The organism is Aquimarina sp. AWH4_224 (assembly GCF_056160245.1).
The window spans coordinates 130,820-155,674 of the sequence record NZ_JBSWWU010000006.1 but is presented as its reverse complement, the minus strand read 5'-3'; the positions used below and the strand labels follow the sequence as shown (position 1 = coordinate 155,674).

The following is a 24,855-nucleotide window of genomic DNA, read 5'->3' as shown; positions in this document are numbered from 1 at the left end:
ACTTTAAACAGAAATAAAATGAAACAAGTACAAAGTCTTTTTGTAGTTATAACCATATGCATGGGGAGTATTAATGCCCAAAACTTCAAGGGGTCCGCATACATAGAAATTGAAACTAAATCTTTGGAAGAATTGTATCAAGCAGCATTAGAAGAAGGAGGTGAATTCATTCTTCGTGCAGGTGGAGACAAATCTGATCAAATAGATTATTATTTGGACATGTTTAAAAAACGTTTTCCAAAATTGAAAGTGACGCATTCTGTAGATGTAAGTATTAATCATGCTCCACGTTATGATAACGCACGTGCTGCAGGAGGGAAAAAGAATATTCCTGATGTGATACAATTTCAGACATTACATCGATTTACATATTATACAGAACAAGGATTTTTAGACTCATACAAACCAAAAAATTGGGATAAAGTTTTTCCTGATTACAAAGATCCTCATGGGCATTGGACAGGTCTATATGGAGTGACTTTTAGTAATTATGTGAATAAAGATATAATTCCTGAAAATGAAGCGCCGAGAGATGCAATGGATTATTTGAATCCAGCACTTAAGGGAAAAGTAATTTTAACCTACCCTCATGATGATGATGCTGTGCTCTATCAATTTTGGAATCTGAAAGAAATGTACGGTTGGGAGTATTTAGAAAAACTTGTGGCCACAAAACCTGTTTGGGTTCGAGGTACAGCGATGCCCTATGTGGCAATAAATAATGGATGGTACGGAGCAAGCTTTACAACTTTTTGGGCTTTTGCACCGATTCCTGGTATGAATACAAGTTTTCAGTTTCCAAAAAAAGATTATTTTCTTACTTGGTTTCAAGCTGCTGGAATTCCAAAAGAAGCCAAGCATAAAGCTGCGGCTAAGTTATATCTAAATTGGATGCTTTCTGAAGAGTTTCAATCCAAATGGCTTCAGTTTCCTGTCAGAAGAGATGTAGATGCTCCCGCAGAAAAAAAATCTGTTCATCATCACAATACCTCTCCCGCAGATTTTCACCGTTGGTTATTAAAGAGGGACATTGTGGAAAGATTTCGAATGCAAATGCTTCATTTAATTGGACCGGCTAATGGCCCAACTCCAATAGATATTGACTATACTATCAAACCCCAATAGTTTTAGTCAATCACCAACAAGGAACATAAAAAGCATAAGTTGATAAAACTTATGCTTTTTTTTACATTTATAGTATTGAAAAAGTGGGTTGTTTACCATTACTTTTCTTACAAGAAAATATCTTGTAAATACTAATAATGACCAAATCATGAAGTATATAATAACTATGATTATCATGTTTGCTTCACTTTCATCACAGATCATTTTTGATTTTAATCCAGATTCGGATCTAAAAAACTGGTTAGTGGTTGATGATGTGGTGATGGGAGGAAGATCATCCGGTTCTTTAGTGTTAAGTCCTGAAGGTTATGGGGTTTTTAAAGGAAATGTATCCTTAGAAAATAATGGAGGATTCTCTTCGGTAAGACATAGATTCGAAAGAATATCGGTGAAGGGTTACACTAAGATTGTTCTTAAAGTAAAAGGAGACGGTAAAAAATATCAATTTAGACTAAAAGCCAATTCGAGAGATTATTATTCTTATATCTCTTACTTCTCTACAAATGGTGATTGGCAAGAAATTCAAATCCCTTTAGAAGTTATGTATCCAACATTTAGAGGGAGAAAACTTGAGCAACCAAATTTTTCGGGAGAGTATATTGAGGAAATTGCTTTTTTAATTGGGAACAAGAGTGAAGAAGAATTTCAGTTGCTTATTGATACCATAGCATTGAGATAAGTCAACGTATGAAAAAATTAGTTACAAGAAGATTAGTAGCGTACATGATTGATTATATCATCATCGCCATCTATGCAGTTCTTTTATTTGGTATCGCGACTATCTTCAATTTTAAAAAAATCCCTTTAACACCTATAAGTGCTCAGCTGGTGGGGTTCATTTCATTAACATTGCCAGTGTTCTTTTATTTTTTCTTGTCAGAACAAAGCAAAACTAGAGCTACAGTTGGAAAAAGAATCTTAAATATTTCAGTTCGCTCTGATTCTCAAAATAGTAAACTACATGTTCTTACAAGAAATATCTTAAAGCTGTTGCCTTGGGAAATTGCGCATACTGGGGTACATTGGATTGTTTTCTATTCACAATCTGATCAAAACCCTCCGGTTTGGGTTTGGATTACTCTCATAGTACCACAGGTTATTATTGTGATTTATCTAATCAGTATTGTTATTTCGGGAGGGAAAAGTAGTTTATACGATAAAGTATCAAATACAAAAATTGAAAAGAATCAGCCAACAAATAGCCAAAAGAACAACGTAACATTTTAACTCGTTACAACACATATATTAAACATCAAAGCCAATAAAACTGAATTAAAAAATGAATATAAAAAGAGTTGTTATAACTGTTTTCTACCTTTTGGTAATTAGTCATTCTTCCTGCCAGGAAACACCGAAGAAATCATCAAATAATCATCTAACCTCAAAAGAAAAACAATTATCCAACGAAGAACTACAAAATTGGCATCATAAGGATTATGAAAATGACACAATACCAGGTGTTGGTTTAGATAGGTTATACGAATCAGGTTTGTTGGATAAGTACCCAAAAGGAGACGAAGTTATAGTAGCTGTAATTGATACCAAGGTCGATATAGATCATATTGATTTAAAAGAACATATTTGGGAAAATAAAGATGAGATTGCTAATAATGGAATAGATGATGATAACAATGGTTTTATAGATGACAAAGTGGGTTGGGATTTTTTGGGAAATTCAAATGGAAAATATGTTAAGTTTCAAAGCGCCGAGGTCATAAGAGTCATTAAAAAATTTGAACAAGTATTTGAAGGAAAGGATTCAACTGATATTGACAAAGAAGAGTTATCAAACTATAAACTTTATGTAAAAGCCAAAAAACAGCTTCCAAATGATATTAATAAATTAAAGTCTTCAATAAGTTACTTTAAGGAGTGGTTGAAAAGGTATGAATCAGCTTCAGCAAGTATTGAGCAACTAACAAAAAAAGAGGAGTTTAGCATTGCAGATTTGGATAAAGTATTGAGTTCAACTAAGGACTCGATTACTAATGACCATGCAAAATTTCTTAAATCTGCAAAACAAAACGATCGAACAGAAAAAATGTTTAAACATTACATCCAGTGGTATAGCGATATGCTTGAAACAACTTATAATCTGGATTACAAGGAACGAGAAATCGTTGGTGATAATCTCAATAAGATAACGGATTCAATTTATGGAAATCATGTTGTTTCTGGGAAAGTACCTTTTAATCATTCAATAGTTGTTTCTGGTGTTATTGGTTCTGATAGGAATAATAGTTTGGGAGCTATGGGCTTTTCAGAAAACATTAAAATTATGCCTATTGTCATGGTTGCATCTGGTGATGAACATGATAAAGATATCGCAATGGCAATTCGATATGCGGTAAATAATGGGGCAAGAGTAATTAACATGAGTTGGGGCAAGCAATTCTCTTTACATCAAAATTGGGTCATAGATGCTATTAAATATGCCGAAAGTAACAATGTACTCGTTGTACATGGAGCAGGAAATGACGCAGTTAATACAGATAAACACTTATATTTTCCAAATGATTATATGGGCGGTCCAGAATTAGTAAATAATTTTATCGTTGTTGGTGCAAGTGGTTATGAAGTCAATGAAAATCTTGTGGCCAGTTTTTCTAATTACGGAAAAAACACTGTAGATGTTTTCGCTCCCGGAGTAAAAATTTATACGACTAAAGAAAATAATAATTTTGGGTTTTCTAGGGGGACTTCTTTGGCAGCACCTATGGTTTCTGGATTGGCAGGGCTTCTATTATCTTATTTCCCCAACTTATCGGCAGTTGAATTGAAGAAGGTTATCATGGAGTCTGGAACTTATTTTGAAATTCCAGTCAAAATAAATGATGATAATAATAACCCAAAAGAGGTTTCTTTTACAGAATTGAGCAAATCAGGTAGGATAATAAATGCTTATAACGCCTTTTTGATGGCATCCAGGTTGCAAACCACAAATTAAGCCCGGATTGGCTTATTTAGAATTTACTCCTATTGTATACATTTACTAGGAGGCCACGAACTGTAACAATTACCCGATTAATCAATCTATACATTTGAACACTAATCATCAAAAAAATGAGAATTGTAACGTTATGGGCCTTGGTGCTTTTTCAATTTGGGGTACTATTTGGACAAACTTCATTAGAAAAAATCAATTTAAATCCAGGTAAATATGCTGTTGGATTTAAACACTATACCGCTATTGATAGCACGAGAACTTATCAAATCAAAAATGAGTTTAATAATCAATTGATATACCGACCCATTTCTGTGAGTATTTGGTATCCTGCAGACCTTAAAAAAGAAACTACCAGGCCACTAACAGTTTTAGATTATTTGGAGGTGTTAAAGGAAGAGGAAGAATGGGAAAACTTACCCAATGAGTTTCTGCTAGATTGGTTTCCTTACTTGTGGAATACACCTCAAAACAAAGCGCATCTATCCGAAAACGCGAGAGCTTTTCCTGAAGCCCGTTTTTTGGACGATACATTTCCTGTGGTAGTGTACGCCCCTAGTTATCAGGCATCATCGATCGAGAATTTTGCACTCTTTGAGTATTTGGCGAGTAATGGATTTGTAGTGATATCCAGCCCATCTAGAGGTACAGATACCAGGCAATTAGAAGGCGGAACAACCAAAGATATGGAAACGCAATCTCGTGATGTGGAATTCCTGCTGAAAGAGATTCATAAGTATAAAAGCATAGATACAGATAAAATTGCATTGATGGGATTTAGTTTTGGCGGGCTCTCTAACGCAATTACGGTGATGAAAAATCGTAACATCAAAGTCTTAATAAGTCTTGATGGAACTGAAAGATACAGATATGATGTGTTAGAAAAATCGGCTTATTTTAATTTAAACAGATTGAATATTCCCTATGTTCATTTTGCTCAAAAAGAAATTCCTGAAATCGTTTTGAAGGAGGATAAAATCCCGGCAGAATTGAACTATAAGTTTCAACTGTATGATTCTTTGCAATACAGTAATTCGTATAGTTACAAATTCCATGATCTATCTCATTCTTATTTTAGTTCCTATGGCGTTTTATTTGGGAATAGAGATAAAAGGCAAGACAAAAGTGATGATAAAATAATGACCTCTTACAACCTGCTTTCCATGTATACCTTGCAATTTCTCAATGCTACATTAAAAAATGAAGTAAGTGCCAAGAAATTCATTGAAAACACTCCGGAAAGTAATGAGATTTCAAAAAGAATGAAGAAATCCCTCACAAAAGAATTCAACTATAAGGATTTTAATGATTTGGCATTGGGTCAGGGATATCAAGATTTGATTCCTTTGTATCAACAAACCTTGAAAAAATATCCAAACCTTGAACTACAAGAATGGATGCTTAATAAACTAGGTTTGAGCTTGTCTTTTGGCCAAAAAAGAATAGATGATGGGATTAATGTGTTTTTGTTAGCCTTGCATATATATCCAAATTCGGCAAATTTGTACGATAGTTTGGCCGAGGCTTATTTGATCAAAAAGGATGCAAAAAATGCCATTGCAAACTTCAAAAAATCCTTGGAATTGAATCCCGAAAATCAAAATGCAATTAATAGACTACAGCAGTTAAAGAATTAAGAATTTCGGTATTACACATACCTAATGAGATAGCTAAGGGCAAAAAAACAATAGTCTAGAAATTATATCTGGTAAGGACACCTATTTGGTATTTGTTATTTAATGCAACATTGTTGCTTTTAATGAAATTAGTTTATCTTTATGAGATCTAATAATTAAAACATCGTAAAAAATCACTGAAGCATGTTACAAAGAAAATTTGACGAAGTAGTAAAAAAGGAATTCCCTAATGCCAAGGATGCAAAAGATACTTCTATTCATTATTTAGGGAAAATGCAAATTGAGCATCAATTGGATATTTCAAAGGTACTTATGGCAACTTCTGTTTGTTCTGACGATATTAATGTACCATCAACTACGTTCTTTAATGTCTTGTTTGGACCGTTTGTAATGGGAGGACTTGGGGGAGTCCCTTTTGTTGGACAAACGGGAATGACAGCATTTGCGCATCATATACCAGATAATGGAAGTGCTTTTATTTTTTATGGTCCTCATATCGGAATTACCTTAGAAGGAGATTTAGGTAAGATGTATCGACCAAGAATGGAAGAAACAGGAAACTCTTGTGGAGCTTTGATGCTTGCTTTAAGTCGTTTACAGGATAATGATTATGCTCCTGTAGTGAATGATGATGATTACCAACAAATGAAGTTGGAAGAGAGTTTATTACCATACAGAGACGAAATACTAGGTAGCGATAATCAAGCAAAAGCCATCACAGAAGCTACGTACAAGATTATTGATAAGAAGATCCATGAGTATATAAAAACCTGTAAAAGTGAATTCCATGTAGACAAGATAACCTTATTGGGAGGTATCATCATCAATACTGATTATGGATTAGATGATTATTTTGATGCAAGAAATTTTGAAGTAATCGATTTGAAAGGTCTATAACTTGAATGATTCATGATGGCATAATTTCATCTTGAAGAATCGGATTTAATTAAAAACGATGAAGATCACATTATATAAAGGGCATTTAATGCCCTTTATTATTTATATTACATCAAATTAAAAGAGAATGAACAAAATCCTGACACTACTAGTATTGCTGATCATAGGGTGTACGTCCTGCAATACTTCTGAAAAGAAAAAGGATGAAGAAATTACCAAACTCGAAATTGCAAAGCAGTATTATGAGGCTCTTGATCGTTCTGATGTCTCCGGAATGGCAGCGATACTAGGGGATAGTATTGTGGTACGAGAAAATGCAGACAACTACGAAGAACGTTTTTCTCAAGAAGCCTATACCGTATGGCTAGAATGGGATTCGGTATTCGAACCCACTTACAAAGTCCTTGAAATTGAACAAGAAAATGATGTGGTAAAAGCCAAAATTTCAAAAATTGATAAAAGAATCCTTTTTCTTACCGAAGAACCAATAGTATGGCGTGAAATGGTACGATTTGAGGATCAAAAAATAGTCAAAGTAGAAAGATTGAAATACGAGGTTTTTGATGTCGCAAAATTTCTTAAAAACAGAGATAGCCTGGTAAATTGGACCAAGGCAAACCATCCTGAACTGGATGGATTTCTGTATCCGCAAACAAAGGAGGTAGGAAAAAAATACTTACAAGCCATCGAATTGTACAATACCAAAAAATAGCAATCCGTATCTAGATTTGATTGTCGATGAGGTAGAAAAATCTAAAACAGGGTAACACTTTGTTTTGGTAGGACATTTACGAAAACATTAGCCACACTCAAGGAAATGAAACAAAAAATAGATACAGTTAGTAAAGAACAATACCAAGAAGTAGTAGAGGTTTGGGAAGCTTCGGTTAGAGCTACACATCACTTTTTGAAAGAAGAAGATATAACCTATTTTAAACCGTTAATCTTAAATACCTATCTGGATGCGGTAACATTAAGATGTATCAAGGATGAAGATCAGAACATAGTTGGGTTTTTGGGGGTCGCCGATGGGAATTTGGAAATGTTATTTATAGATCCTAAGTATCGAGGAAAAAGAATTGGAAAAACATTATTGGATTATGCGATCAACAATTTGGGCGTAACCATGGTAGATGTGAACGAACAAAATGAACAAGCTGTTGGTTTTTATAAGCATTGTGGATTTGAAGTTATAAATCGTTCAGAGTTAGATTCCACGGGTAAGCCTTATCCCATTTTACATATGGAGTTAAAAAAATAATACTACTTCAAAAGAGACAAAGCTCCTTTCAATTTTGTTATTTTAGTGCTCAAGGGAAGTAACTTAATCATTCTACGCGTTAAAGTTACTATTGATAAAAAAACAAAAAAATGAATACTACTCCTGATCAACAACAGTCTGAGGAACATAAAAATTTAGAACCTTTAGAGAGAATTGATGGTGCCTATATCCTTAAAGAAATTGGTGGTGTTTTGAACTTTGAAAAGGGAGTTTTATATACCATCAAAGAGTTGTTTTTAAGACCTGGAAAAGCCGTCCTGGAATTTATTTTATATGATAGAAAAAGACTGGTAAAACCTATCATTTTTGTGATTTTCAGTTCGTTGTTTTTTGTGATTACTCAACAAATATTAGGTTTTAATACAGGCACAACACCAGAGAATATACAAAGCCCTGGTGTGCTAAAAGCATTTGAATGGGTTGGAGAAAATTTTGGAGTTGTCAATATTCTATTGGGTTTTTTTATTGGGCTTTGGACTCGGTTATTTTTTTTAAACTCCAAGTATAATATCTATGAGATATTTATTTTGATATTTTTTACTGTAGGAATCGGAAATCTAATTTTCACTTTCTTTGGGATCATAGAAAGTATAACTGGTTTTGAAAGTTATAACTTTACTTATTTTGTGGCACTTGCATATTCTGCCTGGGCTATTGGAAATTTCTTTAATAAAAACAAAGCGATGAGTTATTTCAAGGGCTTGTTAGCATATGTTTTTGGAACAACAATGGGTTCATTCGTTATTGTCTTGGTTGGGATTTTAATAGATGTCTATAACAAATTTGGAGGATGAGAAGGATAAGGTGTAAATCGAAGTATACCTCTGAAATATAGGTTAAGATGTGGATAAAAAATAGTTAGGAAATTTCAAAATAATCTTTTACCTAACTGATCTATAATTGAAGGAAATGAAAAATGTTTGAATGAAAAACTATATTATTATTTCACTGATACTTCTAGTATTTGGATGTGTCAAACAAAAAGAGCTGCCTTTAAGTCAACGAGTGGATAAGTTTCGGGTTTCAGAGTGCAGAACTGATTGTGGAATTGATTCTATTGGAACTCGGAGTAATACAACCAATGATGGCAACCTAGAGGTGAAGTTTGGTTATATTGTAAACTGTTCATGGAAGAAAGGGTATTTAGAAAATGTTATAGAACAGAATGACACATTAATTGTCAAATTAGATAGGTCTCATTCTAATAACGGAGAATATCCAATGACACTCTGCGATTGCTTTTTCTGGTTTGATTTTGTGATTCACAATTATAATAAGAAACCAAAAGCAATCCGAGTATTAGACTTATCTGCGGATGGTACGTATTGGGATGAAAAGAAACCTATTGAAATAGTAGAAGATGTGGAAGAAGAAATGGGTGAACCTTAAAACAGATACCAAACATCTGGTAAATTGCTTTTATCCCTTCCTTTGGCAAGCAGGATATAAAATAATAGTTTTACGTCATATTGAAAACCCTAATTATTGAAACAGATCAGCGTCAAAAAAGGTGAGATCTTACAAAAAAGTGGAGATCTAAACAGTAAAATTTATCAAGTTCGATCTGGGCTTTTACGAAGTTATTTAATTGATAAAAAGGGCAAAGAACATATTTTTATGTTTGGTCCCGAGGGTTGGACGGTAGCTGATAATGTAGCACCAGATGTACCTTGCGATTTATATATCGATGCGCTCGAGGATTCTATGATTACTGTTTTTCCAAAAGATATACAAAAAGAAAGTAAAAATGCACCAGCATTTATAAAACGTATTGCTGTCCTTCAGAAAAGGGTGATTATGCTAATGAGCGCTTCTGCTCTCGAGCGATATGACCATTTTATACAGACCTATCCAGAAATTGTACAGAGAGTACCTCAAAAGATGATTGCTTCGTATTTGGGGATTACTCCCGAAGCGCTTAGTGCGATCAAAAATAAACAACTTAAGTAAAGGTCTACTATCATTTCTTAATCTACATTAATGCACAAAAGATAAATTAAGGACATATTTGACGGAATCAATTTTACAGTCAAATGAAAAGCGAAGCTACACTACTAAAAATTTCGGCGATTTTATGGGTTATTTGGGGAATTGTACATATTCTCGCAGGAATCATGACCATGAAAGGCATACTCACCAACGATATTTCTTCATCGATTGCGGGAATAGCAGATGCGATTGATCCCAATACGCTAACTATGGACTATCCGAAAGCTGCAGGGGCGGTTGTAGGACAACACGGATTCAACTTGTTTTGGATTGGTATTGTAACTTTTATAAGTGCATTCTTTGTTTGGAAAGGAAATAAAAATGCTATTTTTCTTGCCGCAATAACAGGTGGTTTAGCAGATTTGGGATACTTCTTATTTATGGATTTAGGAGGATATGTTAAGTTTTTTCCGGGAACCGTAATGACTATCGTTTCATCTTTTGCCATAATTACAAGTTTTTATGCTTACTTCAAAAATCGAAAATTCAGTTTGGCAGAATAAATAGAAGAACATCAAATTTTGTAAAAACATAAGGCATTTGAGAACTTACTCAATTGCCTTTTTCTTTATATTTGATACAAGTAATAAGCAACAGCTATTTTTCAGACTACAATTCTCACACAAGCACCAGCAAGCAATATGACAAACAAAAGATCTCTTACTGTCTTTATCCTTTTCTTAATTTTTACACAAGGATATTCTCAAAAAATAGAAACTTTACGACAGAAATTAGAAGATATTATACAGTCCAAAAACGTTGTTGTTGGAGTGGCAATTCATGGAATGGATGATAAAGACACGTTGAGTATCAACGGACAAAAACACTTTCCGATGCAAAGTGTATTCAAGTTCCCAATTGCGCTGAAGGTGTTATCTGAAATCGATAAAGGAAACTTTTCTCTGGAGCAAAAAATCAAAATCAAGGAAAGTGAATTGTTGCCAGGTTTATGGAGCCCAATACGCGAAAAATATCCAGAAGGAGCTACACTAACCTTGGCCGAAATTATGAAATATACAGTAGCTTTAAGTGACAACGTGGGGTGCGATGTGTTATTAAGACTGATGGGAGGGCCACAAGCAATAGAAAATCATTTTTCTCAATTAGGTTTTAAAGATTTTGCAGTCAAAATCAACGAAGAAACCATGCAAAATAATTGGGACCAGCAGTTTTTGAATTGGACAACGCCTCAAGAAGCAAATAGGATTCTTAAAGCATTTTACAAAAATAGCAATAGTCTGCTCACCAAAGAAAGTCACCAATTTGTTTGGGATGTCATGAAAGGAACCAAAACAGGTAAAAACCGATTAAAAGGCCAATTACCTAAAGAAACCGTAGTGGCTCATAAAACAGGTTGGTCGGGAGCGCATAAGGAAACAGGGATAACCGCTGCAGTAAACGATATTGGACTCGTTTTTTTGCCTAACGGAAAGTACTTTGCCATAAGTGTCTTTGTCACCGAATCGTCAGAAAATTTTGAAACCAACGAGAAGATCATCGCTGATATTACCAAAGTAGCTTGGGATTATTTTGCAAAAAAATACTAGTTAAAAAAAGGAAAAACAACACCATATAAAATGTATTTTCTTTTGTCTTTTTGCAAGATCACATAAACCTCAAAATAGAATTAAATCAAAAATGATTTCAGAATTTTTTGTAGAAAACAAAAAAGCGCCACAACAAACCAAAATATACATATCCAAATCCTATTATTACCGGCAAATCGCGTTAGCGATATTTTGGATTGCTGTTGGGGTTTATTTCCTGTTCGCTGCCCACTGGATAATTGGGGTGGTGGTTATTTTATATATGCTATTAACGATGAGAGGCATTCCGGGGTATCTAAAATTAGCAAAAGAGAATAGTATACAAATAGAACTATCCGATAAAGGAATTGCATTAGAAGGGAGAAAGGCGATAAGTTGGGAGGCTATCTCTAATGACCAAATCATAAATGAAGCTAATCATACTTCTCCATGGAACCCTGATGAATATTTGACCTTTACAGCCGGATCTGAAGAGTTTAAAGTATTCCTGAATCATCTGGATACAAATTCATCAAGGATAGAATACTTATTAAAGATCTATCGTAAAAGAAGTGAACATCAGAAATGAAGATAATAAGTTTCAAATTCAGTCAAAAAAGAAAATTTTTTGGGAGAAAATAAAAACAGTATTGAATTAACTCTTGAATGTTTATTGTCAAGGAAACATATCACATTTTGAGATCATAAAAAATTACCTAAACCTGTTTTGTATGGTATAATTCTTGTTGGTTTGAACAAAACACACAGTTTGAAAAAATTACTTTTCCTACCCATCGTTTTCCTTTTGCAGCAACATCTTTATTCACAAAGGGAAATAGTTGCAAAAGTCGAATTCTATAAATCCAAAGCTAGCGAATTTATATTTCGTAGAGATGCTGAGGACACATTCATCAAAAATCTAAATAAAAGAAAGAGCAAAGTTCAAATCATTCAAGGAGATCATATTACTAAATTAGAAACAGACGCTAAAGGGATTTTCAGAATACAGACGACTTCTAAAGACTCCATTCAAATTATAATTAATGATCATTCTCCGGTTTTCGATGGTAGATTTAAGTTTGATTACAACGAAATTAAAGACACGTTAAAACTTCGAATTTCGGATAAAAAAGCTGCTGTTCATTTAGATGCTAACTATGATCCTGATTTTTATCAAAAGTATAATGAGCAACAGGCAGAAATAGATTTCAAAAACGGTAAACATGTGATTCTGATTATTTTTTACGATTGGCTAACCCCGGAAACAATCAATCGCAAAAAGCGAATAATTGAAAACTATGGAGTGAACTACAAACACATTTTTTGTTCAAATAAAAGTCAAATAAGAATCATGATTCGTTACAACCAGGTGATCAAAAAATTAGTGGGTATTAAAGAAAAATTATGGTACCAATATTTGTGATTTAGGGTGCTTTAATTCTTTGCAATTTCATTACCTTAGTATGGATAAAACTCCCAAGAATATAATACCTTCTCATTAGTCAAAATCAACAGCCGAAAATCAAATAGTTTATGCCACACTTTGTTATTGATTGTTCACAGCACATTATACAACTAAAGTCCCCACAAGAAATTATTCAAAAAGTCTATGATACGGCAGTAGCATCCGATCTTTTTGATCCAGCAGATATTAAAGTTAGAATCAATCCTTTTGAATATTATACAGTTGGTAATACTCAAGATGATTTCATTCATATTTTTGGTAATATTATGGAAGGACGTACCTTTTCTCAAAAAAAGAAATTATCGGATAGTATCATCACCGAGTTGAAATTGCTATTTCCAGACGTTCCGATTATTTCGATAAATATTAGGGACTTCGAAAAGGCAACCTACTGCAATAAAACAATGGTGTAAGAAAGAATGAATACTGAGTTTTTACTTCAAATTACTAGTTTTTTAATAGTATTTGTTTCATTTCTTTTAGCGTTTTTCTTATTTACGGTAAACTCAAAAAATAGGATAGGGAATATATTTCTGGCCATTTATTTAATCATTAGAGCCATAGATGTAAGTGCTTATTTTTACTATAATATAGTGGATTTACCTATCGAGTTAGAGTTGTTCAGAATGGACCTTGGCTCCTTTTTGGAGATTCCATTTCTATATCTTTTTGTACTTTCTATAGTCTACGCCGACTTTGAAATCAAGAAAAAATACTTGTTGCACCTGATTCCTTTTGTGTTGGTGAGTCTGATACAAATTCCTATTTTTTATTTGGCCGATGCTAGCGCTCAAAATCAATTTGCAGATACCTATCTGTATAACCCCTTTGGTGTGTTTTCGATGTCTTTAGCCCATTTGCAAAACTTACTGTATATCATTCTGATTTTTCAGCTTTTAATGAAATATAAAAAGATACTGGTGGCCAACTATGCAATCTCAGACGATTATAACTATAAATGGTTGATGCAAATGACTATTTTTCTAAGTGTATTGTTTGTAGTTGCCATTATAAAAAATAGTCAGAAGTATGGAAATACAAACGAAGGCCTTCTTCCCTTTCGGTTAGCGGTATCCGTGGGAATGTTATTGTTTACCTGTTGGCTAGTGCTAAAAGCCATGTATGCTCCCAAAATTTTTACAGGAATTGATTCCAAACTTCAATTGAATAAAAACAAGGAAACGGCTATCGTAAAAGAAAATCCTGATCTCCATCAAAAAGTGAATGAATTAAAAAGGTTCATGCAAGAAGAAAAACCTTTTTTTGATCCCGACTTTACGATTCAAAAGCTATCCGAGCAGACTCAAATCGATACCAGAGAAATTTCAAGTATCCTAAACCACCATCTGAATCTCAATTTTTACGAATTTGTGAATCAATACCGGATTACCGAAGCAAAACATATTCTACTTCAAGACAAAGAGAAAACAATTTTGGAAGTTTTGTATGAAGTAGGTTATAATAGCAAATCAACTTTTAATACTCATTTCAAAACATCCACGGGATATACTCCTACAGAATTCAGAAAAAAACATAGCTAATCATAGTTATGTGATCAGAAAATGGTTCGAATGAATCATTCGTACTTTTATTAGAACTATAAATCAGAGGTTTGTGGCATCGTTTTAAAAAATTAGAAAACATGAGACAAATAATGCTGTTCGTAATTACCTGCTATCTACTAAGTAGTTATTCCTTGTATTCACAATCGGAAACGCAAGATGGAGTAATTTCCGAGGACACCGAAGAACAATTGATGCAGTGGATAAATCACAAAATTGATAGTGTAGTTCAAAAAAACAACATCCCTGCCTTATCTATAGGGGTTATACATAAGGGAAAGGTTATTCTTAAAAAAGGAGTTGGTGTTCTACATCGAAATACAAAACAACCAGCGACCGAAAATACGATGTATCAAATTGCTTCGGATACCAAAAAAATGACGGGAATCATTGTCAAAAACATGGTTAATGAACAAAAATTAGACTTGGATCAACCTTTTATAGTATATCTAGGGAGTTTATTAGCGAACGATGCTAAAGAAAGACTCAAGCATGTGACAGTAAGACATCTTTTGTTACATACATCCGGATTGCCTTATAGGCAACCCACTATTACGAGAAAGAATGGAGAACCTATGCTAAATCCGTATACCAAAGAGCTTTTGATAAACGATTTGAACAAGGTTGCATTACAGTCTAAACCAGGAGCAGAATTTGGCTATTCGAACTTTGGATATGCAATTGTGGGATATGTTTGCGAATTGGCAAGTCAACAAACTTATGCAGCATTGATCCAGAAGTATATTTCAAACGCATATGATATGACTAATACAACGGTGGTTTTGACAGACAAACAGAAAGAACTTCTAGCTACCCCTTATCGAAAAGAAAATAGAAATGAGGAAACATCTGCATTTACTATGGGTACATTAACCGCTGCTGGGGGAGTGTATTCTACAATACATGATCAAATCCAACTGATGAGGCTTCAGATGAAAACGTATTCCAAAGAGAGTGATCCCTCAAATCCGTTAATACTTCATAAAAATCTATTTGAAAAAGAAAATGGATATGGTTTTGGATTGGGTAAAAAGGTTTTTGATACCGGGATACAATATGGACATGGTGGGGACTTAGATGGTTTTGGAAGTGCTTATGTTTTTTCTCCAGAATATCAATCGGGAGTAATCATACTCACTTCAAGCGGTGGAAAGTGGATTGGAGAATTAGAAAAGGAAATATTTTACAAGCTAACCAACAGGAAATATGTTTTACCCAAAAAATCCATTGCGCAAGAAATCTATGATATTATTTTTACTACAAATTATGAAGCGGGAAAAGAATGGTTTGACCAACATAAAAATTCAGAGAAATTTTATCTGAGAGAACGGGAAATGAATAATGTGGGCTATGCACTTTTGAATCATGAAAAAATTGATGATGCGCTAAAAGTATTTGAATTAAATACACAATTATTTCCTGATTCTGCCAATGTATATGATAGTCTTGGAGAGTGTTATTTGAAATTAGGAGACCAAGAAAATGCAGTAACCAACTATAAAAAATCTCTTGATTTAAATCCGAAAAATACTAACGCAAAAGAAATGATTAAAAAGATGGAGACGGGTTATAAAAACTAATATCGGCTTTAGCTTTCATTTAAGATAAAAGTCTCAAATTTTGGATAAGAAACGTTTAGATTTCGAAACCATATTGAGGCTTTGTGTAATTAGTTTTAAGTAAAACCTGCGGAACCAAACCTTTGTATAGTTCAAATGATAGTTTTGACTATAAAAATAGTAGTATTACTATAATTATAGTTTTATTACTATATTTGTAGTCGTTAAATATTTTTACATACTTATTTACTATGAAGAATCAGACAAAACTCATGCTGCCTAAGGGCTACTTCCAGAAACCTCAAAACATTAATCAATAAAGACCAGAAATGTCTTCTTAGTGTTTCAGGTACAATCAATATTAATAGTCTCATTAGAAAAGAAAAAGTTGTTAACCCCATAATGAAGTTAAAGCATATAATATTCTCATTTCTTTTTTCTTTACCATTATTGTGTTTAGCTCAAAGAGTGGATGTAACAGGAGAGGTCAAGGATACAAGCGGAAATCCTGTACCCTTTGCAAATCTTATCTTTAAAAAAAAGGATACTGAAAAAACAAATCTGGGTGTTCTGTGTAATGAAGATGGGAGTTTTAGCATTTCATTGCAAAGGGCTTTGTACTACGTAGAAATATCTATTGTAGGGATTCAACCTGATATCAAAGAAATTGATCTGACCCAAGCCAAAATGAAAAAGAACTTGGGTACACTTGTTATCCGTACAGATGTTCTTCTTGATAAAATCATTATAAAAACAAATGACTATCAGCGTATTGAGTTGGATAAAAAGGTGTATAATGTTACCAAAGATTTACAGGCTACTGGAGGAAGTCTACTAGAAGTAATGCAGAATCTTCCTTCGGTGCAAGTAGAAGTTGATGGAAGTGTTAGTATTCGAGGTGACGCTCAAGTACAAATACTAGTGGATGGCCGGATAAGCGGGCTGACAAGCACAGCATCCTTATTGCGTACTATTCCTGCAGCTTCAATAGAAAAGATAGAAGTTATAACCAATCCTTCCTCAAAATACAACGCTGAAGGTACAGGAGGTATCATCAATGTGATTCTGAAAAAGGGAAAAAACAAGAATTTTACAGGTAGCGTTGAGCTATTTTCAGGAATTCGCATTAACTCCGGTTTAAATGTAAATATTAATCGAGGAGGCGATAAAATTTCCTGGTATTATAATGGCGGATTGGGATACTCAGAACCTAAAGCAATTAGTAAACTTGAAACCGACAAATTTGATGAAACGGAAATAGATACTCGCCAAAATTCAGAACGAGTTTTGGAACAGTTCTACGTTTTGAATAATATCGGAAGCCAATGGAAAATTGATAAAAAAAATAAATTGGGAATCGAAATTACCCAACGTGTTGCCGACTTGAATACTAAAAATAACATTCGATATTCCGATTTTATTAATCAAGAAACTTTTTCAATATCAACTCGTGAAGATATACAAACATACACAAATAGTTTTTTTCAAAATCAAATAGACTATGAACTCCAATTGAGCGATAAGGGTGCTAAAATTGATGTCGGATTGATGCTTCAGTTCTCAAATGAAGACGGTTTTTCCTTTATAAATGACCTTCTACTATTTCCTAATCAACAAATCCTTAATGAAGATTTGATTCGAAATGTTATAGAGGACAGAAGAAACACCCAATGGATAGACTGGATGCAACCGATAGGGAAGAATAAGCAATTGGAATTTGGAGTTCGTAATAGAAACACAACCATCGACAATGACTTCGAAGTGAGAAGAAATACGGAGAATAACACCTTCATTATTCCCGAATTTACCGATAATACGACCTATGATGAGCATATTTTGGCATTGTATGGTCAATATGCCCATAAGTTTAAAAGACTATCATTTCAACTGGGGCTACGTTCAGAAACGACCAATATTATTATTTCGACAACAGATGCTGAGAGCAAAATTCAATATACTGATCTGTTTCCATCGGGTTTTCTGGAATATAATTTCAAGAATGACCAAAGTCTTCGGTTATCGATCTCCAGAAGAATCCGTCGCCCAAGGCGTAATGCATTGGTTCCTTTTTCATCTTTTAGTGATGCACGTAATATTTTTGTAGGGAACCCCTCTGTAAATCCTACGTATACCATTATTTCAGAATTGGGGTACTTAAGAAAATTCGATAATCTTTTTTCAATTACACCCACATTATTTTACCGCAATTCAAATAATATCCAAGATTTTTTTGTTCAACAACGGTCAATTACAATAGATAACGAGCTGCAAGAAGTGTTTGAGGTTACTACCATTAATATCGGGAAGCGAAATTCTTTAGGATTGGAAGTAAGTGCTACGTTCAAGCCAATTTCATGGTTGAGTCTGTATGCAGAAACTATTGTTTCGTATTTCAATCAAATTGGACAGTTTGATGGAGTTGATTACAATAGTGATGGATGGAATTCTTCGGGGAGAGTACATTTTAATTTTGATTTTACTAAGACTTTTACATTTCAATTACAACACCGTTTTCGAGGAGGTAACAAACAAGGGCAGCTCAAACGTGAGGCGATCTACAGAATGGACGTTGCATTGCGTCAAAAAGTGTTTAATGACAAAGGCTTGCTAACCTTGAATGCAAAAGATGTTTTTAATACATGGAAATTTAATATTACAACCAATGGAGAAGACTTTAATCAGCAATTGCGCAGTCAAATACGAACTCCTCAACTGAATGTTGCCTTCAGTTATTTATTCAATCAAAAAAAATATAAAGGAAAAAAAGGACAACAATATGATAAATTGGATTAAACTAACACTGGGAGTACTCTTAGTTTTTACAGTACTTTCTTGTAAAGAAAAAGAGATTACTGTTGCAAACCAAAAATCTGTTTTTACAGAAGATATCGAATTGATTTTGAATCATGAAATTCCTGAACTTCAGCTAGAATATAAAGTCCCAGCGGTTGGGATAGGGTTGATTGAACATGGAAATGTTCGATTCTGCAAAGTATATGGAGAACATCAATTGGGTAAAGAAGCTCCTTCAAATACTATTTTTAATGTAGCTTCCATTACAAAAGTAATAACCACAATGACCGTGTTGAAGTTGGTCGAAAATGGATCATGGTTTATGGATGAACCACTCAGTAAGTATTGGATAGATCCAGATATCATCAATGATTCTCTGCATAAAATGATTACATCACGGCATGCTTTAACCCATACGATTGGATTTAAAAATTGGAGGAGAATGGATACATCAGGACTTCTAAAGTTTGATTTTACACCAGGTGAGAAATATCAATATTCTGGTGAAGGAATGGAATATCTGAAGAACGCTTTAGAAAATCGTTTTGGGAGAGATTTAGGAGTTTTGGCAGATTCTTTATTGTTTACCCCTTTAAATATGGAGGACACTACGTTGAAATGGATTTCTAATAAGGATACGCTGCGTTTTGCCAAATGGTATGATAGCAATGGAAAAGAGCATCCTATTGAAGATTATAGCACTCCCAATGCCGATGCTGCCGATGATCTTTTAATTACAGTAGGGGATCTGGCAAAATTTGGAACAGCAGTTATGGATTCGTCGATCATTAAAAGTAAACTCTTCAAAGAAATGGTAAAACCTCAAGTCTCTATACATAACAATGCAAAACAAGGGCTAGGATGGACTATAGTACAAGACCTTCCTTTTCAAGAATACGCGTTAAACCATGATGGTGGAGATATTGGTGTTGCCACTACCATTATACTATTACCCAAATCCCAAAGTGGTATTGTAGTGCTTACCAATGGAGACAATGGACGCATTCTTTGCAATGCGCTTGTTAAAAAGGCTATCACATTTGGAGATGAAATTATTAAGAAACTGTATTGGGGAGGGGAAATCCCTGAGATTATCAACCTTGAACCTGAAATCCTTCACAATTACTCTGGCAATTATATTACCAACCAAAACACCCAAGTATCTTTTGTGATAAGGGATAATGCTTTAAAAATTAAAGGAGAGGGTATTCCAAGTGTTGAAATCTACCCTAGAAGTAAGACTGAATTTTTTCCTGCTGATTTTGAGGTTTTTTTCAAATTCCAAACTGTCGATTCAATTAGCGAATTTGAGTTAATAAGTCAGGGGAAATCTATCCTCAAAGGCACAAAAACAAATTGAGAATATTCCCAGATTCATTCCAAAAATAAAACAGCTAGGAGGATATCATAACAAATCTAAAGGATAAACCATAAAATTTCTATAGGAAAAATGGAGTGGTAACTTATTGGAATTTATTAACTTAGAGTAGAGCAATCGTCAAATACCCCATATCCGGAATAAATAAGGATATGGGTTTTTTATTAATTGCTAAACCCTTTTTAAATATGTTTTTAACCATATGTTACATCAGTAATGCCTCCGAAAGGTTAACCGACGAAGATGTAGAAACATTATTGCTGGATGCCAAAGTATTTAATAATAACAACAGCATCAGTGGAATTCTAATTTATTCAGATTTGACTTTCTTTCAGGTGATAGAAGGCGAATATAATACCATCAAATCATTATTTGAAAGAATAGAACAAGACTATCGGCATTATAATATTTTGAAAATTTTGGAAATTAAATCTGAAAAAAAAGAATACAATAGATACAATACAAACTTTATTACCCACAACAAGAAAAAAGCTAATCAGGAACTTCTAAAAGTAATAGAAAACAATCAAAACATGTTTAGTCAAAAATTACATAATTTTATCATTTACCAATCTAAATCACTGATGAGCATCTATTGATTTTTGTAACTATAATTTTCTATAATTAAATAAACTCAGTGAATACTAATATTTAGAAATTATATTTCAACCCAAACTGAGCTCTCCATCTAGAGTTAAATAAATCGGTTACATAGGGTTCTGTGCCTTCTGGAATATTAAATTGAAATAAGGGTTCGTTGTTTTCTATTCCTCTAAAATTTAAAAGACTAAAACTCGAGTTCACCACATTAGGCACAAAAACTAAACGTCCCCAATCTCTATTGATGAAATTGAAAACATTAAGCATATCAAAAGAGAAAGAAATGCCATCCCCATTTTTCAATTTCATTGCATATTCTAATTTCATGTCTAATTCATGGTTCCAGGGGGTACGAGCTCCGTTGCGTTCGGCAATTTGCCCTCTTCTTTCTCTTAGATAAGGGTCTGCTTCTATAAACGCATTAAGCCGTTGCCACTGTTCTGTAGCGCTTACCGTAATGTTTCCGGCACTATCAGTGATATCAATCAAATTAATTTCTGAAGCATCTCTAGGTACATAGATTACATCATTTCTGGAGGAACCATCTCGATTTAAATCCCCTTGATAAACATAAGAAAAAGGACTTCCTGCTCTTCCATTATACAAAAACGAAATGAAGCCTGTACTTGATTTTCCGAGGTTAAAATTGTAAGAATGACTACTTACAAATTTATGTCTCAGGTCAAAATTAGAATAGGACAAGCCAGGATCGTTTGCCACTAATGCCTGGTTCCACTCAAAATTAGCAGCAGGAGAACTACGTACTGTACTTGAAATATCTCGGCTACGTCCATAGGTATAACCCAAATATCCACTATAATTTCCGGCTTGTTTGCTGAGTCCTAGAGTGAGATTATATCGAAACCCTTTGTCGGTATTGGTGAGTAAAAACACGTTGGTGAAATTTGGATTGATTTTAATGGCATCACCGGTTTCTAAAAAATACGGTCTGTTGTCTGCCCCATCAAAGTTACCCACATTATCTCTTCTGTTGATCGACTGAAAAAGGAGCCCATTGACTACTTCGGTATAAGTACCTTCTACATCCACGGTCCATCGATAAGGTAGTTTTGCTTTGAAAGCAATATTTGTTTTCCAATCTCGAGGGAGACTAAAATCAGGATCCAATAGATTAATTTCGGTTAAATTGGGCTGTACACTTCGTAAATCTTCCAGGTTTTCAGTGAGTGCAACCGTATTATCAGGCCTTAGATCAATGTTAAAATACTCTGTACCAGAAATATATTCTGCATAAGCAAACCACAGATAGGGGATACGTCCAGAGAATAAACCGGTTCCACCTCGTAGCGTGTATTTGCCATTGGCATCTATTTTGTAATTGAACCCAATTCTTGGATTAAGTTGTGGGGCTTTGGATATCGTATTGTCGAATCGAGAAAATTCTGGAGTATTACGTACAGCTTCACTGATGGGTAGTTTTTGAGTCAGATACTGTCCGTCAAGTCGCACTCCGGCAGTTACTTCTAGGTTTTCCCCAATACGAAAGTTATCCTGAAAGAAAGCAGCGGCTTCAAAGACTCCGATAGTCGCAGAAGGGCGGTTGCTCACAAAACCAAAATCGTTGTTGTTGATGTTATAAACTCCTCGAATTCGAGCAGGGCGATCATTCAAAAAATCATCTACAGAACGGTATTCCCAACGACCGTTCCATGCCGAAAGAAATCCATAATCAACATCATGCAGTTGTCCAAATACGCCTGTAGTAAAGTGATGCTTGTCGATATCAAAAGTATAAGTGTCTGAAATCTGAAGTGTTGAGAAATCGGTATTGTAAACCGAAGCTTCTCGATAAGTCCCGGCAAATATACGACCCGCAGACGAAGTTGCGATCTGAATATGCGGAAACACACGTCCATCAAAATCCCGATCTTCTTTTACGATATTATACCCAACAGAAAGCTTATTGGTCGCTCCATTAGAAAAGTTAGATTTTAGTTCTAATGCCAGACTATTGGCAATACTATTATGTCGGTATCCTTGATTTCCAAAGTTAAAAAAAGTACTATTCCATTCCAAATTATCCGCAAAACTATTCACATAATTATTACGAAGTGTCAACTTGTGGATTTCAGAAAGATTGTAGTCTAAGCGGGCAAATAGTTTGGTACTTGCAGTTTGTAAATCAGCACTCTCGAATGCGCCAGGATCATAATTGTATACATTGAGTAATCTGTTTCGGATTGCAGTTACATCATCCAACGAAATGTTCGAAGACTCACTTCCCGGAGCATTTAATACGGGAGTTTTGGATAAGGCTTGTTCAAAATTGACGTAGTAAAACAACTTGTCTTTGATAATAGCACCACCGACACCACCACCAAACTGTACATCATAAAAGGATTGTACATCTTGTTCTATACCGCGGGCAAACTCACCTATTAGATTTTGATTGTTACCATAACCATATACTTCTCCCTTTGTTGTGTTTGTACCATTTTTTGTAACTAAGTTGATACTTGCTCCGTTAAAATTTCCTATACTCACATCAAACGGAGATAGTTTTACACTTACTTGTTTTACTGCTCCAAGTCCGATAGGTTGACTCCTGGACAGACTACCTGGAGTCCCGTTAGCCGACGATCCTGATGCTCCACTAGCAGGTTCCTGAAATCCAATAATATCATTGTTTGCAATCCCGTCAATATTTAAATTATTAAATCGGTTACTGGCACCACTAAAAGAGTTTAAATTATTTTCGGGGAGGTTTTTAGTAAGATCCTGAATGCTTCTATTGATGGTAGGAGTAGCTTTAATAGCTTTGCGATTGAGTAAAGTTTCATTACCATTTTTTTTGGGTGTAGATTCTGCCAGAACAACCACTTTCTGTAATGCAGTACTTTCTTCTTGAAGTATAAAATCTCTTATAGTTGCGCTCCCCAAATTGATGACGAGATTACGCTCTTCAACGGTTTTAAAACCTAAAAAAGAGATGGTAACAGTATATTGACTTCCAGGGGGTATATTATTAAATCTATAAAACCCGTTTTCCTGAGAAATGGCACCATAGGTAAAATTGGTTTCAGTATCTGTTAATACAATATTGGCAAAGGGTACAGGGTTGTTTTGAGGATCTTTTAAACTTCCTTGAAGGCTTCCCGTAGTTTCTTGAGCAAAAGTATATAGGTTAAAAAATAGTATAGTAATGATAATGACAAAGCGATTCATGCGGCTATGCTGAATTAGTACTTATAAACACCAGAAAATCTTCTAGAATTTAAAGTAGATGATTAAAAAATAAATAGGAATAACCAGAGGCTGTATTTAAAACAAAAGACCTCTTCTTACAATTGAATTAAGAGTGATACTGGGGATCCTTTGTTAAAAGGAATTTGTTGTAAACATTGAAGTATATTGAAATCAATATGACTATAAGACGGAGAGGCTTGATTTTGAATGGCTTGAAGGCTTCTTCGTAATGCCTCATTAAGGATGTATCTAGTAGATAAGTTGTAGATGTCCGATAGGAGATCAATATCTCGAAGCTCTTCAAGTACGATGCAGGAAGGATTGCTATCGATGATGTTATCTAATACTTCCTGATAGACGAATGCTGTATTCCAGGTGAAGTCCAAAAAAGAATGGTAATCAAAGTCATCTCTGGAAATACCTAATAAATAAAAACCACCATCAGCAGTTGGACCTATAGCATTACCATTATTGTCTAGCGCTTTTTTTGCCTGTTGGATATGCCTTACATCAAGTAGAGGGCAATCATTACCAATAGTAATGATTTTATCGTATCCAGCTTCAAAGACATCTTGTAACGCATTAGAGAATCTTTCTCCAAAATTAACACCTGATTGTTGCTTTTCGTCAAAATAAAGGACAGGTAACCCACTCTGACATGCAATTTTTTTGGTGTTGTTGCTTAAGGATTTTCCTAAATTATGTTGTCCAAAAAATGCCTTGTTTTTCAACTCTTCTTGAAGCGAAAGGGAGAAAACAAGTAATGCTGTGTTTGAAGTACGCATGCAGTAGGAAACAATAATTTAATGATATAAGTAATGCTAAGTCGTGTAAAAATGAAGATCATTACAAAACTTTACTGTAAAGTACATGTTTAAGTTTTAAAATTTT

General features: G+C 34.2%; 23 protein-coding genes. 21 read left to right on the top strand and 2 right to left on the bottom strand.

What is annotated here, in order from left to right:
- The first annotated feature begins 18 nt into the window (after positions 1–18).
- From ACXAGJ_RS13235 to ACXAGJ_RS13135, 21 genes are all read left to right on the top strand, one after another.
- Complete coding sequence (locus ACXAGJ_RS13235) at positions 19–1,125, top strand: ABC transporter substrate-binding protein (RefSeq protein WP_474840589.1); 1,107 nt, start codon at positions 19–21, stop codon at positions 1,123–1,125.
- Positions 1,126–1,273: 148 nt separating this feature from the next.
- The gene (locus ACXAGJ_RS13230; protein ID WP_474840587.1) at positions 1,274–1,804 is read left to right on the top strand and encodes a CIA30 family protein; all 531 of its coding nucleotides are present in this window, start codon (positions 1,274–1,276) and stop codon (positions 1,802–1,804) included.
- Positions 1,805–1,812: 8 nt separating this feature from the next.
- A complete protein-coding gene (locus ACXAGJ_RS13225) occupies positions 1,813–2,352 on the top strand; it encodes an RDD family protein (protein ID WP_474840585.1) in 540 nt (179 codons plus the stop codon).
- A 52-nt stretch (positions 2,353–2,404) separates the two neighbouring features.
- Complete coding sequence (locus tag ACXAGJ_RS13220) at positions 2,405–4,072, top strand: S8 family serine peptidase (protein WP_474840583.1); 1,668 nt, start codon at positions 2,405–2,407, stop codon at positions 4,070–4,072.
- A 116-nt stretch (positions 4,073–4,188) separates the two neighbouring features.
- Positions 4,189–5,706: a prolyl oligopeptidase family serine peptidase gene (locus ACXAGJ_RS13215; RefSeq protein ID WP_474840581.1), complete on the top strand. Its 1,518-nt coding sequence runs from the start codon at positions 4,189–4,191 to the stop codon at positions 5,704–5,706.
- A gap of 183 nt (positions 5,707–5,889) precedes the next feature.
- Entirely contained in the window at positions 5,890–6,603 is a 714-nt protein-coding gene (locus ACXAGJ_RS13210; RefSeq protein WP_474840579.1) for a hypothetical protein, read from the top strand.
- 127 nt (positions 6,604–6,730) lie between these two features.
- Positions 6,731–7,315: a nuclear transport factor 2 family protein gene (locus ACXAGJ_RS13205; protein WP_474840577.1), complete on the top strand. Its 585-nt coding sequence runs from the start codon at positions 6,731–6,733 to the stop codon at positions 7,313–7,315.
- 105 nt (positions 7,316–7,420) lie between these two features.
- Positions 7,421–7,864 (top strand): acetyltransferase, encoded by a 444-nt coding sequence (locus tag ACXAGJ_RS13200; RefSeq protein WP_474840575.1) that lies wholly within the window; start codon positions 7,421–7,423, stop codon positions 7,862–7,864.
- Positions 7,865–7,974: 110 nt separating this feature from the next.
- Positions 7,975–8,679 (top strand): DUF3667 domain-containing protein, encoded by a 705-nt coding sequence (locus ACXAGJ_RS13195; protein WP_474840573.1) that lies wholly within the window; start codon positions 7,975–7,977, stop codon positions 8,677–8,679.
- A gap of 211 nt (positions 8,680–8,890) precedes the next feature.
- Positions 8,891–9,274 (top strand): hypothetical protein, encoded by a 384-nt coding sequence (locus ACXAGJ_RS13190; protein WP_474840571.1) that lies wholly within the window; start codon positions 8,891–8,893, stop codon positions 9,272–9,274.
- A gap of 96 nt (positions 9,275–9,370) precedes the next feature.
- Positions 9,371–9,835 carry a Crp/Fnr family transcriptional regulator gene (locus ACXAGJ_RS13185; RefSeq protein WP_474840569.1) on the top strand — a complete coding sequence of 155 codons (465 nt, stop codon included), beginning with the start codon at positions 9,371–9,373 and terminating at the stop codon, positions 9,833–9,835.
- An 83-nt stretch (positions 9,836–9,918) separates the two neighbouring features.
- Positions 9,919–10,377, top strand: coding sequence for a hypothetical protein (locus ACXAGJ_RS13180; RefSeq protein ID WP_474840567.1), 459 nt, complete (start codon positions 9,919–9,921; stop codon positions 10,375–10,377).
- A 138-nt stretch (positions 10,378–10,515) separates the two neighbouring features.
- A complete protein-coding gene (gene bla / locus ACXAGJ_RS13175; protein WP_474840565.1) occupies positions 10,516–11,421 on the top strand; it encodes a class A beta-lactamase, subclass A2 in 906 nt (301 codons plus the stop codon).
- Between the two features lie 91 nt (positions 11,422–11,512).
- On the top strand, positions 11,513–11,989 hold the full coding sequence (locus ACXAGJ_RS13170; RefSeq protein ID WP_474840563.1) for a hypothetical protein: 477 nt from the start codon (positions 11,513–11,515) through the stop codon (positions 11,987–11,989).
- A gap of 180 nt (positions 11,990–12,169) precedes the next feature.
- Positions 12,170–12,823, top strand: coding sequence for a hypothetical protein (locus ACXAGJ_RS13165; RefSeq protein ID WP_474840561.1), 654 nt, complete (start codon positions 12,170–12,172; stop codon positions 12,821–12,823).
- Positions 12,824–12,933: 110 nt separating this feature from the next.
- Positions 12,934–13,278 (top strand): 5-carboxymethyl-2-hydroxymuconate Delta-isomerase, encoded by a 345-nt coding sequence (locus ACXAGJ_RS13160; protein WP_474840559.1) that lies wholly within the window; start codon positions 12,934–12,936, stop codon positions 13,276–13,278.
- Between the two features lie 6 nt (positions 13,279–13,284).
- Positions 13,285–14,406 carry a helix-turn-helix domain-containing protein gene (locus tag ACXAGJ_RS13155; RefSeq protein ID WP_474840557.1) on the top strand — a complete coding sequence of 374 codons (1,122 nt, stop codon included), beginning with the start codon at positions 13,285–13,287 and terminating at the stop codon, positions 14,404–14,406.
- Between the two features lie 101 nt (positions 14,407–14,507).
- Complete coding sequence (locus ACXAGJ_RS13150) at positions 14,508–16,007, top strand: serine hydrolase (RefSeq protein WP_474840555.1); 1,500 nt, start codon at positions 14,508–14,510, stop codon at positions 16,005–16,007.
- A 381-nt stretch (positions 16,008–16,388) separates the two neighbouring features.
- Positions 16,389–18,779, top strand: coding sequence for an outer membrane beta-barrel protein (locus ACXAGJ_RS13145; RefSeq protein ID WP_474840553.1), 2,391 nt, complete (start codon positions 16,389–16,391; stop codon positions 18,777–18,779).
- Complete coding sequence (locus tag ACXAGJ_RS13140) at positions 18,763–20,139, top strand: serine hydrolase domain-containing protein (RefSeq protein WP_474840551.1); 1,377 nt, start codon at positions 18,763–18,765, stop codon at positions 20,137–20,139. The genes ACXAGJ_RS13145 and ACXAGJ_RS13140 overlap by 17 nt, the downstream gene beginning before the upstream one ends.
- 206 nt (positions 20,140–20,345) lie before the next feature.
- Positions 20,346–20,756 (top strand): BLUF domain-containing protein, encoded by a 411-nt coding sequence (locus ACXAGJ_RS13135; RefSeq protein WP_474840549.1) that lies wholly within the window; start codon positions 20,346–20,348, stop codon positions 20,754–20,756.
- Between the two features lie 52 nt (positions 20,757–20,808).
- Here ACXAGJ_RS13135 and ACXAGJ_RS13130 read toward each other — a convergent pair whose 3' ends face one another.
- Both ACXAGJ_RS13130 and ACXAGJ_RS13125 read right to left on the bottom strand, forming a co-directional pair.
- Positions 20,809–23,943, bottom strand: a complete 3,135-nt coding sequence (locus tag ACXAGJ_RS13130; RefSeq protein ID WP_474840547.1) for a TonB-dependent receptor — start codon at positions 23,941–23,943, stop codon at positions 20,809–20,811.
- A gap of 116 nt (positions 23,944–24,059) precedes the next feature.
- Positions 24,060–24,749 carry a DUF2064 domain-containing protein gene (locus ACXAGJ_RS13125; RefSeq protein ID WP_474840545.1) on the bottom strand — a complete coding sequence of 230 codons (690 nt, stop codon included), beginning with the start codon at positions 24,747–24,749 and terminating at the stop codon, positions 24,060–24,062.
- Positions 24,750–24,855: the final 106 nt, after the last annotated feature.

What these genes read in the sequence shown, in the direction of transcription:
- ACXAGJ_RS13235 (WP_474840589.1), top strand. Translation starts at nt 19, where the DNA reads ATGAAACAAGTACAAAGTCTTTTTGTAGTTATAACCATATGCATGGGG.
- ACXAGJ_RS13230 (WP_474840587.1), top strand. Translation starts at nt 1,274, where the DNA reads ATGAAGTATATAATAACTATGATTATCATGTTTGCTTCACTTTCATCA.
- ACXAGJ_RS13225 (WP_474840585.1), top strand. Translation starts at nt 1,813, where the DNA reads ATGAAAAAATTAGTTACAAGAAGATTAGTAGCGTACATGATTGATTAT.
- ACXAGJ_RS13220 (WP_474840583.1), top strand. Translation starts at nt 2,405, where the DNA reads ATGAATATAAAAAGAGTTGTTATAACTGTTTTCTACCTTTTGGTAATT.
- ACXAGJ_RS13215 (WP_474840581.1), top strand. Translation starts at nt 4,189, where the DNA reads ATGAGAATTGTAACGTTATGGGCCTTGGTGCTTTTTCAATTTGGGGTA.
- ACXAGJ_RS13210 (WP_474840579.1), top strand. Translation starts at nt 5,890, where the DNA reads ATGTTACAAAGAAAATTTGACGAAGTAGTAAAAAAGGAATTCCCTAAT.
- ACXAGJ_RS13205 (WP_474840577.1), top strand. Translation starts at nt 6,731, where the DNA reads ATGAACAAAATCCTGACACTACTAGTATTGCTGATCATAGGGTGTACG.
- ACXAGJ_RS13200 (WP_474840575.1), top strand. Translation starts at nt 7,421, where the DNA reads ATGAAACAAAAAATAGATACAGTTAGTAAAGAACAATACCAAGAAGTA.
- ACXAGJ_RS13195 (WP_474840573.1), top strand. Translation starts at nt 7,975, where the DNA reads ATGAATACTACTCCTGATCAACAACAGTCTGAGGAACATAAAAATTTA.
- ACXAGJ_RS13180 (WP_474840567.1), top strand. Translation starts at nt 9,919, where the DNA reads ATGAAAAGCGAAGCTACACTACTAAAAATTTCGGCGATTTTATGGGTT.
- bla (WP_474840565.1), top strand. Translation starts at nt 10,516, where the DNA reads ATGACAAACAAAAGATCTCTTACTGTCTTTATCCTTTTCTTAATTTTT.
- ACXAGJ_RS13170 (WP_474840563.1), top strand. Translation starts at nt 11,513, where the DNA reads ATGATTTCAGAATTTTTTGTAGAAAACAAAAAAGCGCCACAACAAACC.
- ACXAGJ_RS13160 (WP_474840559.1), top strand. Translation starts at nt 12,934, where the DNA reads ATGCCACACTTTGTTATTGATTGTTCACAGCACATTATACAACTAAAG.
- ACXAGJ_RS13155 (WP_474840557.1), top strand. Translation starts at nt 13,285, where the DNA reads ATGAATACTGAGTTTTTACTTCAAATTACTAGTTTTTTAATAGTATTT.
- ACXAGJ_RS13150 (WP_474840555.1), top strand. Translation starts at nt 14,508, where the DNA reads ATGAGACAAATAATGCTGTTCGTAATTACCTGCTATCTACTAAGTAGT.
- ACXAGJ_RS13145 (WP_474840553.1), top strand. Translation starts at nt 16,389, where the DNA reads ATGAAGTTAAAGCATATAATATTCTCATTTCTTTTTTCTTTACCATTA.
- ACXAGJ_RS13140 (WP_474840551.1), top strand. Translation starts at nt 18,763, where the DNA reads ATGATAAATTGGATTAAACTAACACTGGGAGTACTCTTAGTTTTTACA.
- ACXAGJ_RS13135 (WP_474840549.1), top strand. Translation starts at nt 20,346, where the DNA reads ATGTTTTTAACCATATGTTACATCAGTAATGCCTCCGAAAGGTTAACC.
- ACXAGJ_RS13130 (WP_474840547.1), bottom strand. Translation starts at nt 23,943, where the DNA reads ATGAATCGCTTTGTCATTATCATTACTATACTATTTTTTAACCTATAT.
- ACXAGJ_RS13125 (WP_474840545.1), bottom strand. Translation starts at nt 24,749, where the DNA reads ATGCGTACTTCAAACACAGCATTACTTGTTTTCTCCCTTTCGCTTCAA.